The organism is Galbibacter sp. BG1 (genome assembly GCF_013391805.1).
In the GTDB taxonomy this organism is placed as follows: domain Bacteria; phylum Bacteroidota; class Bacteroidia; order Flavobacteriales; family Flavobacteriaceae; genus Galbibacter.
Genome location: NZ_CP058364.1, coordinates 215,288 through 229,520, shown reverse-complemented (window position 1 = coordinate 229,520; position 14,233 = coordinate 215,288). Strand labels below are relative to the sequence as shown.

The following is a 14,233-nucleotide window of genomic DNA, read 5'->3' as shown; positions in this document are numbered from 1 at the left end:
TCATCTAAATGTCTAAGAAACAAACATATCCCGAAAACGTTTTTACTTCCCTTGGTGAATTGCTTAAGAAAGAGCATTTGGCGCAGCATTTCAGTCTGTTGGCCAGAAAACAAAAGGTAAATAGTATCCTGGCGGGAAAACATGCGTCCAAATTGCGCGGTCGGGGTTTGGATTTTGAAGAGGTTCGTAATTATGTAAAAGGTGATGATATACGAAATATAGATTGGAAAGTAACCGCACGAACACAAAAAACACACACTAGGGTTTATACGGAAGAAAAGGAAAAACCCGTTTTAATTGTTGTGGATCAATCCTATTCCATGTTTTTTGGTTCTGTAAATAAGACCAAGGCAACAGTGGCGGCAGAACTGGCTGCTATTGCCGCGTTTAGAGTATTTAAAGAAGGGGACAGGCTTGGAGGAGTTATTTTTTCTGATGAAGATTTTGACGTTGTTGCCCCAAAGCGAAGTAGAAAAAGTATACTCAATTTACTTGAAAAAATAGTGGATAGGAATCATAAATTAAAGGATGCCAAACCACAAGCAAAAGAAGAAACACTTAAAAAGATAGTTCAAAGGGTATTCAATATTGTTACCCACGATTATTTGGTGGTCATAATAAGCGATTTTGTGCGGTACGATGCTGGAATTGTTCGTGCAATAGCAGGAATCTCGCGTCATAATGATATTATATTGGCTAAAGTTTACGATCCCATGGAACGACAAATTCCCCAAACAAAATTTGTGGCTGGAAATATCGAGAAACAGATTACGGTGGATGGAACTAACAATAAAATAGAACAAGAATTTAAAAAAGGATTCGATAAAAAACTATACGATTTTCAAGAGACCATGAAAAAATACCGTATCCCAGTTTTTACCATAAATACGGTAACTCCAGTTGAAGATCAATTAAAGGAAGTTTTTGGAAGGGCTAATGCCAAGAAATAAATGAATTACAAACAAAACATACAAGATAGTGTTAGTGTAAAGGACACTCTGGCTATTAAACCTGAGGATCTTCGGCTTCAACCCCTTTATGGACCCGATCCAGTTCCCTTTACAATGGAAACGATCGGTTGGAAAATATTGCCTATCATTTTGATCGCTATAAGTCTTATCATTTTATATTTTGTGATTAAGCATCATAGAAAAAATGCCTACCGCCGGGAAGCACTCAAAAATTTGGAAGGAGTTCATTCCACTTCAGAAATTATGGTAATCCTAAAAATGGTTGCTATTCATGCGTTCGGAAGGGAAACTGCGGGAACCCTTTATGGCGAGCAATGGATTTCATTTTTAGATGAAAAGGTTAAAAAGCCACTATTCACACCCTATAAAAATAATCTTGTAGAGATGGTATATTACGATAAGGAACCGCCAAATGAGATACGACAAAAAATTCTGTTGAATTCTAAAAAATGGATAAAAACACATGCCTGAAAATTTTGAAATAGCATATCCTTGGGTTTATTTTTTATTGCCTTTGCCGTTCTTAGTATACTTTTTGCTTCCGGCATTGCGCATTAAAAGTGCGTCTATGTTTTATCCGATATTTAACAATGCAGTAGACTATACAAAGCAAAAGCCAAAACATTCTGCTCTTATAAAAAAACGAAACGTATTGGTTTGGATAGGTCTCTTACTCTGCTGGATACTGCTTATAATAGCACTTTCTTCCCCGCAATTGGTGGGAAAGCCGGAAATGAAGGTGAAAACTTCCCGAAATTTTTTGGTAACCGCTGATATTTCCTTCAGTATGGCCCAAAAAGACTGGGTTATTGATGGGAAAAAATCCACCCGATGGGAAGCGGTAAAGGAAGTAATGCACGAGTTTATTAAGAAACGGGAAGGAGATAGAATGGGACTTATCTTCTTTGCGTCAAGCGCTTACATTCAAGCACCTTTTACACCCGATTTAAATGTAGTAGATGAAATGTTGGAAGAAGCCGATGTGGGGATGGCGGGGCAATTAACCTACATTGGGAAGGCGATAACCAAAGGCGTAAAAATGTTTGAACGGGATACTATAAAAACCAAGGTAATGTTGCTTTTAACCGATGGAGTGGACGCTGGAATTGATATTTTACCCATGGATGCTGCGGATATCGCCAAAAGGGATTCCGTTAGAATCTATACCATTGGTATCGGCGATCCTAGTAAAGCGGGTATCGATCTTGATGAAAAAACATTAAAACAAATTGCAGAAGCTACCGGCGGGACTTACTTTAATGCCAAAGACAAAGAAATGCTAGAAGACATCTATAAGGAGGTTGATAAATTGGAACCTATAGAGTACGAAGAAGAGCAAAACAAGCCCGTTACATTATTGTATTATTACCCTCTTGGAGCTGCTTTGGCAGTGCTGCTTCTATTTATGATTATACAAACTATTGTAAACTTTGTAAAACAATTCAAACAAAAAAAGGAAGTGTATGTATAAAGATCTGTTACCTATATCATGGAGCGATTTCCACTTTCTTCGGCCAGAATTCCTTTGGTTATTTTTGCCTGTTCTTGTCTTGCTGCTACTTAGTTTAATGAGTATGCGGCAGGAAATAAAATGGAAAAAAGTGATTGCTCCCCATTTACGTCCTTACGTAATTTTTAAAGGCAGCAATAAAGCGAAAGTTTGGATGCATGTGGTTCTTTTGTTTGCAATGGCATTTGGGATTATGGCCTTGGCTGGACCTACTTGGAAAAAAATTAAACTGCCAGGCCAAAAACTAGAGACCCCTATGGTTGTATTGTTGGATCTTTCACAAAGCATGATGGCAGAGGATGTGCAGCCAAATCGTTTGGAGCGCGCAAAGTTTAAGATTAAAGATTTAATAAAATACAATCCTAGGGCTCGAATGGCATTGGTGGGATATGCGGGTACGGCTCATACCATAGTTCCATTAACCAAGGATTACGTTATTATAGATAGTCATATAGAAAACATAAAACCCAATGTTATGCCGTTTCCAGGATCTGACTTGGAAGCTGCCTTGATTCTTGGAGACTCATTGACTCAAGTAAACGAAGCCCCTGGAACACTTTTGTTGATCTCAGATGATTTTTCTGAAAAAGAACGTACCCTTTTAACAGAGTATGTGCGAAACTCAAAAAATACTGTTATGATCCTTCCCGTAAATACTCCAAACGGGGCAGATATTAAAGATGTGCGTGGACGTGAGATAAAAGACCCTAACGGCGATGTAGTGCATTCAAATCTGGATGCTACCACCATGGCTAGTTTAAATGCCATCGACGGAATTACAGTACAACCGCTGACTTTAGACGATAGTGATGTGGAGGCCATTGCTCAAGCAATTAAAAAGAATTTAACTTTTACCACAAAAGATACAGAAAAAGAAAATGAATGGAGAGATCTTGGACTTTTGGCTGTAATTCCAATGACTATTTTAATATTGTTTTGGTTCCGCAGAGGATGGGTTCTGTACGGACTCTTATTTATTTCTCTTACCTCGTGTTCTGGCGATCGATCTTTCAAGGATCTGTGGTATACTCCCGATTATCAAGGGCAACTTCTAAGTGATAAAGGAGATTTTAAAGATGCCGCAGAAGAATATTCCGATCCTTTGCGAAAGGGCGTTGCTTATTTTAAATCTGGAGATTATGAAGATGCCATCAATGCTTTTTCTGAAGATACTACAGCAGCGGGGCAATATAATTTAGGATTGGCTTATTTTAAGAATGGAGATTACGAGGCAGCTTCTTTTGCGTTTAATAAAGCTATTGAAAAAGATCCTTCCCTCGAAATGGCTTCACAAAATAACACCCAGATAAAGAAACTGCTCGGTCAGACCGATGGTATGACCCCACAAGCAGCCGAAGAAGCCCAAGATGAGCAGGGTAAAAAAGCAAAAAACAGACAAAACGATAGTATGGAGAATCTTGGTGGTGGAGGGCAGGAAGCTTCTAAAAAAGATATGGAAAAGGAGCGGTTGGAAGAGGAAGTCTCGTCTAATATACATAAAGGAAAAGAACTCGACGAAGTGCCAGATGATCTTAAATCTCAAATTCAAGAACCCAATCAAAATGTACTCATGAGAAAGGTAGATGATGACCCTTCTATTTTTCTTGAAAAGAAATTTAAATACCAGGCCAAAAAGTATAACATGAAACCAAAAACCAATGAAGGTGCGTATTGATTTCATACCGCTTATTGTTTTTGTGTGCCTCCTTTTCGGAATTTCAGAAGGGAGTGCTCAAAATGTATGGAGCTCTGTAACTGCCGATAAAAAAAGCGTATTTGTAGGTGAACCCATACAAGTTAGCGTTACGGTTTACACTTCTACATGGTTTACAACAGGTTTGGATTTGGGGAATATTAAGGTAGAAGGTGCATTTACGGTATATTTTAGGCCAGTAAGTAAATCTTTTGTTCAAAATGGACAAAACTATTCTGGGGTTGAGCTTATCTATCATGTTTTTCCTTTTAGCGACGATGATATTGAATTTCCCGCGTTAGATATTGAAGTGGAAACACCACCTCCCGGAGGATATAAAGGTGTTAAACGTACGGTAAAAAGTAAACCGGTAGCAATAACGGTTAAACCTATTCCTAAGACATTTCAATCATCGGAGTGGTTGGTAGCAACCAATTTAACGGTTTCCGAAAATTGGTCGGTAAATACTTCCGAAGTAAAAGTAGGCGATGTTCTACAACGTACCATCACTAGAAATGCCGCTTGGACCGTTGCTGAATTAATACCCCCAACGGTATGGGACAGTTTACCCAATGTAAGCATGTACCCAGGGCGTAGCACTGTAGATAATAATAAATCCAAAACAGCTATAAGTGCCCAACGTACCGAAACGTTACGTTATTTATTTGAAAAAGAAGGGGAGGTTGAACTACCAGAAAAGGTTTACACTTGGTTTAATCCTTATTCTAAAAAGCTTTATAAACGTACGTTAAAAGCAAGAACCATAAAAGTAAAACCAAACCCCGATTTGGGAATGCTCGAGAGTGTGCGGGACTCCTTAAGGTTACAGCAACAAAAGGAGGTGGCAGCAGAGGAAGCAGAAGAGGAAAAACCATTGACTATTCTTGGACTTTCTTTAAAGCAATTTATAATTGCCGTTTTACTTTGTTTGATAGCCTTAATTATAGTATTCCGTATCATACGATGGCTGGTTCGTTATTTAACGGCTAGACGCGAGGCATATCTGAATTCTGAAAAATTTTATTTTCATTTGGTTTTAAAAGCCATGAATAAAGATGAAGTAAGTCTTAAAAATGCATTTTATCGTTGGATTGATGAGTTGCAGATAGAGGAGCCGAGTGTACAATACTTTGTGCAGAAGTATGGAGCTAATTTAAATATAAATGCTTTTGAGCTTAAGAGAACGCTTACCAAGCACAAATTAAAACAGCTTCGGAAGAATTACTTTAATGAGGTAAGAATAGTTATTAAAAGTAATTGGATAAATCCTTAATGGTTTAGTTAACACCTTAAGCAATTACTAAGGGAATAGTTTTCCATATATTTCTAATAGGATTATACCTTAAGAAACATTCTTTTCGACAAAATTTATGGCTCAAAGAACAATTGTTCTATTTTGTCTTCATTTGAATCCAGATTAAATTATTCGGAATTAACATTTGCTATGCTATAATTTTAGTAAATTAAGGGAAAATTTTTGGTCATGGCAGCATTTAGTATCACTATCAACGGAAAAACGGAAACGGTAGATGTAGATCCGCAAACCCCATTACTTTGGGTTCTAAGGGATCATTTAAAATTGGTAGGTACCAAATATGGTTGCGGTATAGCCCAATGCGGAGCATGTACTGTCCATCTAAACGGTGCTGCTGTACGCTCTTGCCAAGTACCGGTGTCTTCAATTACAGATCAAAAAATCACAACTATAGAAGGCTTGTCTGAAAGCGGGGATCACCCAGTGCAGCAGGCATGGTTGGAAATAGATGTGCCCCAATGCGGTTACTGCCAAGCTGGACAAATTATGTCTGCTGCCGCACTGTTAAAAGAAAATCCGAATCCTACCGATGATGATATCGAAACCGCAATGAATGGAAATATTTGTCGCTGCGGAACTTATAAAAGAATTAAGGCGGCGATTAAATCGGCTGCTTCCAATACGCAATCTGCATAACTAACGCCATTAAAATTTGAAGAAAATGAAACATCCACGATTAATTTTTAGCCACATAGTGGTAAGATTGTATGGATGTTCCATGCGACATTTGAAAAAACTATAAATAACAGCACATGAAAAAGATACAAACAGGAATAGGAAGAAGGTCTTTTATAAAGAGCGTTTCCATGGCTGGAGGCGGATTGGTAATCGGTTTTAATTGGTTGGCGTGCAAAAAAGCCGTAGAAGCTGAGAATAAGGAAGTAGCTCTGGAAATGCCCGATGAGTGGTTTGAGCTGAATGGCTATTTAAAAGTTGGCGATAATGGAGTGGTAACTATTTATTCCCCGAACCCAGAAATAGGACAAAATGTAAAAACATCTATGCCTATGATTGTTGCGGAAGAATTGGATGTAGATTGGAAAAATGTGGTGGTGGAGCAAGCACCGTTAAATACGGATGTTTTTAAAAGGCAAATAGCGGGTGGTAGTCAATCTATCCGTCAAAGTTGGGAAACGTTGCGAATGGCAGGTGCTACAGCACGGGAAATGTTGTTAATGGCGGCCGCAGAAAAATTGGAAGTTCCTCTAGAAGAACTTTCTGTAAACAAAGGAATCATTTCACATAAAAATAGTGATAAGTCTATTTCTTACGGAGATGTTGCAGCGACAGCATCTAAATTGGAAGTTCCAAAAGAAGTAGCACTAAAGGAGAAAAAGGATTTTTCGATCATTGGTACGTCCCGTAAAAATGTAGATGGAAAAAAAATAGTAACGGGGCAGCCTTTATTTGGTTTAGACACATATCAAGATGATATGCTGATAGCTATGATTGTACATCCTCCAGCATTTGGCAAACGATTAAATTCTTTTGATCCTGATTCCATTAAAGATATGCCGGGAATTGTAGACGTGGTAGAATTAGAAACTTTTAAAGATGATTATAAGCGAAGTGCTTTCGATACGGACGCCTTCGACAAACTGGTCGTGGTAGTTGGAAAAAGTACTTGGGAAGTTATGAATGCTAAAAAAGCATTGAAAGTAGACTGGGAAGAATCTCCCGAAATAGTCCTTAACATGGATATATTTGGTAGGGATACCACGGTTAGCCACCCTAAAGGATTGGAAAGCACAGAAGATCATGTAAAAATGATGGATAACATGGCTTCCAAAGGTGCAAAAATTGAAGTGGCCCGCAAAGATGGTGATACCCAGAAAGCTTTTAAAACTGCAGCAAGAACGATAGAAAGAAGTTATTACGCACCTTTCTTAGCTCATAATTGTATGGAGCCTATGAACTTCTTTGCAGATGTTACCGATGATAAGGCTACCCTTATTGGCCCAATACAAACTCCAGAATTTATGGAAAATAGTGTAGCCGAACGTTTGGGAATGCCTAAGGAGAATATTGAAATACAGATGACCCGCATGGGAGGCGGTTTTGGTCGTAGACTTTACGGTCATTTTGTAACTGAGGCAGCAGCTTTATCACAGAAATTAAAATCTCCTGTAAAACTTATATACACCAGGGAAGATGATATGACGTTTGGAACGTATCGACCCGCATATCATGCCCATTACAAGGCAGCATTAGATGAAAATAATAACCTTATTGGTTTCCATGTGAGGGCTGGCGGTATTCCAGAAAGCCCTTTGTTTTCAAATCGGTTTCCAGCGGGGGCAGTAGAAAATTACTTGGCGGAAAGTTGGACGATCGATTCGAATATAACTACGGGAGCATTCCGTGCGCCACGGTCTAATTTTATTGCCGGTGCCGAGCAAGCTTTTTTAGATGAGGTAGCCGAAGAAGCTGGAAAGGATCCAATCGACTTTAGACTGGAATTATTAAATAAAGCCAAAGAAAATCCGGTTGGCGAAAAAAATGATTACGACGCAGAACGGTATATCGGAGTTTTAAATTTAGTGCGTAAAATGTCTAATTGGGACACCAATGCTTCCAATAGCGGCCGTGGAGTAGCGGCTTATTATTGTCATAATTCTTATGTTGCGCATGTATTGGACCTTTCTATGGAAAATAGCACTCCAAGGGTAGACAATGTTTACTGTGCCCTCGATTGCGGAATCGTTGTAAACCCAGATGCTGCTACTAATATGGCAGAAGGTGGAACCATAGATGGAATCGGTTCTGCCATGTATGGGGAAATTTCCTTTAAAAATGGAAATCCGCAACAAAGTAATTTCGATACATATCGTTTAATACGGCAAAAAGAAGCTCCAAAGAATATTGAGGTGTCTTTTGTTAAAAATGATACAGATCCAACAGGATTGGGAGAGCCTCCTTTCCCACCAGTGATGGGTGCTTTGGCCAATGCTCTTTATAAAGCTACGGGAAAACGCTTTTACAAGCAGCCTTTTATAAAGGAATTAAATGAGTATAACGAAAGTAAAATATTAAAGACCTAATTGTTTGTAAAAGTCAGGGTAATTGCTATAAATAAATGGCCTCATTAATTTTATTTAATGAGTTTGGAGCTTAAAGCTGGATTAAATTGTAAAAATTGATATGGTTAAGTTTGTTTACTACTTTTCTTTTTTAATCAATTTATCTCCTTTCCAAATCCCCTTAGCAAAAACTTCCCCATCAGAATTGTAGAAAGTTCCCGTTCCTTCCCTTACATCGTCCTTCCATTCGCCCACGTATTTTTCACCATTCGGCCAATAGTAGGTACCTTGACCAGTTCGCATATCTTTGCGGTATTCACCTTCATAACGCTCCCCATCAATCCAATAAAAACTTCCGTTTCCATGCCTCATATTGTTTTCCCATTCGCCTTCATAACGGCTACCAGTGTCCAAGATAGCAATACCAAAACCATTCGCTTTATGGTTTTTTACTTGTCCTACGTAAAACAAACGGTTGCCTTTTTTACTTTTGAAGGTTAAATATTCTCCAAATGCTTTTTTATTCATTTGCTCTTTGAGTCTCGATAATTGCAATTGTTTTTTTTCAAAAGCAAAATTCAAGGAGTCAAATTTTTCCAAAGTAACCGAACTATTTATATTGGATGCAGCTGCAGAATCGGCATTAGGAGAAGTAGATGAAGTTTTAACAGTCTTAATTTCTTCGTGCATGCGTAGCATATTCTCTGCAATCTTAAGCCGCGAGGTAATGGCGTAATCATCTTCAATAATACTTAGACTATCCATAGAATGGTATGCTTTTTTGGCGTCCTCATAACTTCCGGTAATCAAAAGGGAATCGGCAGTAGCCAAGTGATCCATTTCCAGATACGATTTTACAATGGAAAGTTCTTCATGGGCAGTACTCAACTGTTTTTGTAGATGGTTGTTCTTTATTATTAAAAAGGCACATAAGCCACCAAGTATTATGATTGCAATATAAAATAGTATTCTCTTCTTTTTCATATAACTTATGTTGTTAATCCTCTGTATGTATCGAAGGTAGTTTATTTCTAACTTTTCTGAAATCTGGGGAAAAATAAAGATGTGTTCTTATGGTCCAACCTTGTTTATAAATCCCTCCATTTTCTAAGGTTTGTCCGAAATTATACATTATTCCTGCGGCTACTGTAAGTCGGGGAGTTAAAATGTATCCAAAAGAGGTGTGTAGACGAAGGTCTTCTAATGGACTATCTACAACTTCTTTACCACTTTGCATGATCACTTCGGCTTCCGGGCCAATGTAAAAAGCTTTTGGCTCCAATTTCGGTTTATTTATTGGTATTTTTACACGGAACATATAACGCCAACGCGTTCGGTAGATATAATCGTCGCCTTCTTCAAAACCTTTTGACCATCGATTTTCAATACGTATACGATGGTAAAACATAAGGCGTGAAACTGGCATAGCAAATTGATATTGTTGCCAGATTCTCCACTCGGGGACCATTCCTTTTCCGTCGGAATCGGGGTCCGTATTAAAATTAAAACGAACAACGCCACCAACGGCTACGTTGAATTTTTTAGATACAATATAACCAATGGCGTGTCTATTGTAAATTTGACCAATTTGACCCACAAAGGGGGTTTCTTCTGTTTCCTGAAACCTAAAATGAGTTTGAGCAACCCAGAATAATCTTTTGGAAATACGTATGTTTCCATAGGTGTTTAGCCAATATTTGGTAATGGGTTCCTTAAATTTAGATTCTTCGGGTAAAACCTGCGGATCCTCTTGTGATATTGCAACAAAGGAAAGGCAAAAGAATGCTATAAAAAGACTAGGCTTGAGGTTACGTAAGCTTTTTTGCATGTTATTCTTCAATTTCTTTTGAATTTAACCCGAAGAGTAATTTTATTTCTTCAGGATTCTTTTCTTTTTTCAGTTTTCGATTTAAACGAGTAGTATCTTCTTCTCTCATTTCTATCATTCTTTCATGCAAAGCTTCTAAAAAATTCTGGGTGGGTTCAATCGTTTCGCAAGACAAATCTTCTCGAATTCTCTCTAACTGCTCTGGAATTAAAATATCTCCGTACGCCTTGGTGATTCTCTTTTTTACGTCTTCATCCATAACGGTAGCCGTAAACGGATTCCAGACTTGGTCTTGATAGAGCTTCTTTATTTCTTTTTGTTGCTGTGGAAGGTTGGCGATGTAAATTGCAAGATTCTCTGTTTTTGTAAAGCAATTGGTAAGTTTTTTAGCATATTCCAATTTCGACGGATTTTCCTTCATGCTGGCATAACTATTTAATTGCTCGTCTGCAAAACCTTTAAGGCTTTCCAATGTAGATTGGATGTTTTTTGGAGCTGTGCCCTTAATGGAATCAATAAGTTTTTTAAGATGTCCTGATTCTTCGATTAATGCTTCCTCTTGTAACAAAAAAGCTTCTTGGCGCTCTTGGACAGAAATTTTTCCCACTAACTTTTTGTGTAAAACACTTAAGTTTAATAAGGTGAAGTTGGTTAATTCTTCAATGGAAACTAAATTTATTGGTTGCCGTTTATAACTTAATGCCCCTTTCGCTTGGTATGTTTTGGGAGCTTTATCTTGAATTTCTACTTTAATTTCATCATCAGGGAGGCCGTTGGGCCATAACTTTTTAAGTAGCTTTTGCTGGTCGAAATGAATAATAAGATTTTCTTCGGAAAAGCTTCTAAGTAATGCCAATGAGGCTAAGTAATCTGTTGTTAACTTTTTGGAAACTTCATAAAGAAATTCGGTTTCTTCATCTGAGAACTTTTGAATATTTAATTGAGGATTGTCTAAAATATTCTTGCTAAGGAGCTCTGCTTTACGAATACTATCAGCGATCGTTTTCAGTTTCAATGTATTCACCTCTGAAATGGGAAAGAGCGGTACCTTAACTTTAAAATTAGGGATGGTTATAGAATCTCCTATATAATTTATGAATTCTTGGAGCTTAGTGTACTCTCTTAGATTTTTTCTTAAAAGCTTTCCTATTCCTTTTTCAAATATTCGGGAGGTGTCATGGGCGGGAAGCTTTAGGGAAAGAATCTTGAGAAAACGTTTATCTAAAGGAACTTCTGCCAATTTTTTATAGTCACTTTCAAAAATTCCAATCGTTTTGTTCAAACCATTATCAGAAACAACAACTTTTTCCAACAAACCATCTTTAAAAATCCAATTTTCGGTTTCGTCAAGCTTTTCATTTTCAAACAAAGTCCACTTGTCGTGAGCCAAACCATCCCGCAGCAGTCTTCCAATTAAGGAATGCATACCGGTTTCAATAGTGAAATTTTTTTGCGGTATACCATTTTGGTATGATATAGTGCTCTTAAAAAGATTTTTAGTGATTTTAGAGTTCTCAATACTATCAATTTTGAGAATAAACTCTTTGTCAGCAATACCATTGTTAAAAAATCCGTTTACCGATTTCTGTATTCCATTGATATCTATTACGTAACTGTAATCTACCAATCTAGGCTCTTTAGAACGTTGATAATCTCCAAAACTCAACCGCCATGCTCCTTGAGGTTTATTATTTTTTAACGACCCCTCTACCAAGAAAGAACTGTAAGCTTTCTTTTCTAAAGACTTCAAGCCCTTGTCACGAAAGCGAAAAATTCCGTTTAAAATGGTGTCGCCTTCTATTAGTTTATACTCGTAAGAAGCTTCCCCGCTGAAATTTTTAATTGCGTAATCGCCATTATATCTTTGGGTATTCTGAGCAAGTATTGCCGTGGATAAAAATAGAAAGAATACATAAAATAAGTTGAGATTAACTTTAAAAGGTTTTACCATATTGTTTTAATATCTTTTTAAACCAAATAGCCGCATGCCCCCTTCCCGAGGCATGACAGATTATAATTATTTTAGGATTAGATTATTTTAAAAGCAGTCGCAAAGGTATTAAAAATATGGAAAGTTATTTTTATCCTTATTTTTATATGGTGCAGGATAGATAATAATAAACTACATTACAAATAGAACCCAGTTATCTTTTGGAGATTTTATTGCCCGAAATGTTCTTCTGTCTGCTACATTTAAAACGGCCTTCATCGAAATTTCTTTTTTTTAGGTGTTTAGTAGCTCGACCTTGTACGCGCTTGCGCCAGAGTTTAAAACTACTTGGCTTTAATTCTTTGCGCATTAATTCTATTACTTCTTTTTCTGTATACCCAAATTGAAATGTAATGGCATCAAACGGAGTACGATCTTCCCATGCCATTTCTATTATTCTATCTATTTCTCTTTCTGTCATCTCTTTATTTTTCATCTAATTGCTCTAAAAATGTAGCGGCATTTTTTAGGTGTTCGTTTCTGGTTTCCTCTTTCATATTGTCTAAGGTTCCTAATAGCATTTTTAACCGCGGATTGGACTCAAAGAAATCCCTATGCTCATGCATAAACCTCCAGAAAAGTCCGTCCCATGTATCCTGCCAATCCCCATCTTGATAATTGCTCATTTTCATGATGTAATTACTGCCACTTATATATGGTTTTGTAGCCATAAGGCCACCATCTGCAAACTGGCTCATCCCGTAAACGTTTGGGACCATAACCCAGTCGTAAGCATCGATAAAAAGTTCCATAAACCATTGGTAAACTTCGTCGGGGTCGAACTCGCATAGCACCATAAAGTTACCTAAGATCATTAGGCGTTCTATGTGGTGGGTATACCCCGTTTTTAGCACTTTTTTAATGGTTATATCTACAGGCTTCATTCCCGTTTCGCCCGTATAGAAGCTCTTTGGGATTTTTCTGGAAAACTTCCAAAAGTTTTTGGTACGCTGTGCCACTCCTTTAACTTCATATATGCCACGTAGAAACTCACGCCAACCAATTATTTGCCTTACAAAACCTTCCAATGAGTTTATAGGGATCTCGTTTTTTTCGGCATATGCAACCGATTTTTCAATAACAGCCTCGGAAGTAAGTAATCCAATATTAATTAAAGGTGAAAGGAGGGAGTGGTTAAGAATAAGATGTTCTTTTACAATGGCATCTTCATACGTCCCAAATTCATGAAACCGCATCTCTAAAAATTGTTCCAGCCACTCTTCGGCAGCTTTAAAATCAATAGGGTATTGTATACTTTCATCTAAAGTTCCGTAGTTATCCTTAAAGTTCTTTTCGGTATATTCTAAGCTCTCTTTGTGATAGTCGGTTTGCTTCGGGAAGTGAATACTTGGTGGTGTTTTGCTCTTAGGATACTTTTTACGATTTTCTTTATCGAAGGTCCATTTACCACCTTTTGGGTCTTCACCCTTCATCAAAAGATCTCTTTTTTTTCTTTCTTCTTTGTAAAAAGCGGTTTGGTGAAATTTCTTTTTATTCGGTTTAAAGAAATCTTTTAAATCTTCTTTGGAGTTAAGGAATAGCGGACTCCAATACCAAACCAAATCAAAATCCCCATTAAAGGAAGCAATTCTTTTCTTTAACCAATCATCGGTGGGATCGATGCAATGAATTGTTTTAATTTTTTCTTTCTGAAGCTTTTTTAATAAGTCCCGAATGTCGGACAGTTCATCTTCCGCTTCTATATAAGTTACACTATATCCCTCTTTTTTTAAAAAATCTTCATACGCCTTCATGGTAGCACGATGAAAAGCTATTTTTTGTTTATGAAATTTGTACTGTTTAAAAAAAAGGTATTCTTCAACTAAATAAACCCTATTTATTTCCTTTGGAAACTGGAGTTCTTGGATAAGTTGATGCGGAAAAATAATGGCCGTTTCAGACATAG

The 14,233-nt window shown here is 37.4% G+C and carries 12 protein-coding genes; 7 read left to right on the top strand and 5 right to left on the bottom strand.

The window, feature by feature from the left end; translation table 11 throughout:
* The first annotated feature begins 8 nt into the window (after positions 1–8).
* The 7 genes from HX109_RS00925 to HX109_RS00895 all read left to right on the top strand — a co-directional run bounded on the left by HX109_RS00925 (position 9) and on the right by HX109_RS00895 (position 8,530).
* Positions 9–950, top strand: a complete 942-nt coding sequence (locus HX109_RS00925) for a DUF58 domain-containing protein (RefSeq protein ID WP_178949353.1) — start codon at positions 9–11, stop codon at positions 948–950.
* Entirely contained in the window at positions 951–1,442 is a 492-nt protein-coding gene (locus tag HX109_RS00920; RefSeq protein ID WP_178949352.1) for a DUF4381 domain-containing protein, read from the top strand. It begins immediately after the preceding gene.
* Positions 1,443–1,539: 97 nt separating this feature from the next.
* Entirely contained in the window at positions 1,540–2,442 is a 903-nt protein-coding gene (locus tag HX109_RS00915; protein ID WP_255462728.1) for a VWA domain-containing protein, read from the top strand.
* Positions 2,435–4,156, top strand: coding sequence for a vWA domain-containing protein (locus HX109_RS00910; protein WP_178949350.1), 1,722 nt, complete (start codon positions 2,435–2,437; stop codon positions 4,154–4,156). The genes HX109_RS00915 and HX109_RS00910 overlap by 8 nt, the downstream gene beginning before the upstream one ends.
* Positions 4,146–5,447, top strand: coding sequence for a BatD family protein (locus tag HX109_RS00905; RefSeq protein ID WP_178949349.1), 1,302 nt, complete (start codon positions 4,146–4,148; stop codon positions 5,445–5,447). Before HX109_RS00910 ends, HX109_RS00905 begins: the two co-directional genes overlap by 11 nt.
* Before the next feature lie 210 nt (positions 5,448–5,657).
* Positions 5,658–6,125 carry a (2Fe-2S)-binding protein gene (locus tag HX109_RS00900; protein ID WP_178949348.1) on the top strand — a complete coding sequence of 156 codons (468 nt, stop codon included), beginning with the start codon at positions 5,658–5,660 and terminating at the stop codon, positions 6,123–6,125.
* Positions 6,126–6,241: 116 nt separating this feature from the next.
* Positions 6,242–8,530, top strand: a complete 2,289-nt coding sequence (locus HX109_RS00895) for a xanthine dehydrogenase family protein molybdopterin-binding subunit (protein ID WP_178949347.1) — start codon at positions 6,242–6,244, stop codon at positions 8,528–8,530.
* Positions 8,531–8,647: 117 nt separating this feature from the next.
* Here the strand turns inward: HX109_RS00895 and HX109_RS00890 are convergent, their stop codons facing one another.
* From HX109_RS00890 to HX109_RS00870, 5 genes are all read right to left on the bottom strand, one after another.
* Positions 8,648–9,493 (bottom strand): MORN repeat-containing protein, encoded by an 846-nt coding sequence (locus tag HX109_RS00890; RefSeq protein ID WP_178949346.1) that lies wholly within the window; start codon positions 9,491–9,493, stop codon positions 8,648–8,650.
* 13 nt (positions 9,494–9,506) lie between these two features.
* Positions 9,507–10,337 carry a DUF2490 domain-containing protein gene (locus HX109_RS00885; RefSeq protein ID WP_178949345.1) on the bottom strand — a complete coding sequence of 277 codons (831 nt, stop codon included), beginning with the start codon at positions 10,335–10,337 and terminating at the stop codon, positions 9,507–9,509.
* Position 10,338: 1 nt separating this feature from the next.
* On the bottom strand, positions 10,339–12,288 hold the full coding sequence (locus tag HX109_RS00880; RefSeq protein WP_178949344.1) for a hypothetical protein: 1,950 nt from the start codon (positions 12,286–12,288) through the stop codon (positions 10,339–10,341).
* A 193-nt stretch (positions 12,289–12,481) separates the two neighbouring features.
* The gene (locus tag HX109_RS00875) at positions 12,482–12,748 is read right to left on the bottom strand and encodes a TIGR03643 family protein (RefSeq protein ID WP_255462727.1); all 267 of its coding nucleotides are present in this window, start codon (positions 12,746–12,748) and stop codon (positions 12,482–12,484) included.
* 4 nt (positions 12,749–12,752) lie between these two features.
* On the bottom strand, positions 12,753–14,231 hold the full coding sequence (locus tag HX109_RS00870) for a cryptochrome/photolyase family protein (RefSeq protein ID WP_178949342.1): 1,479 nt from the start codon (positions 14,229–14,231) through the stop codon (positions 12,753–12,755).
* Positions 14,232–14,233 lie beyond the last annotated feature (2 nt).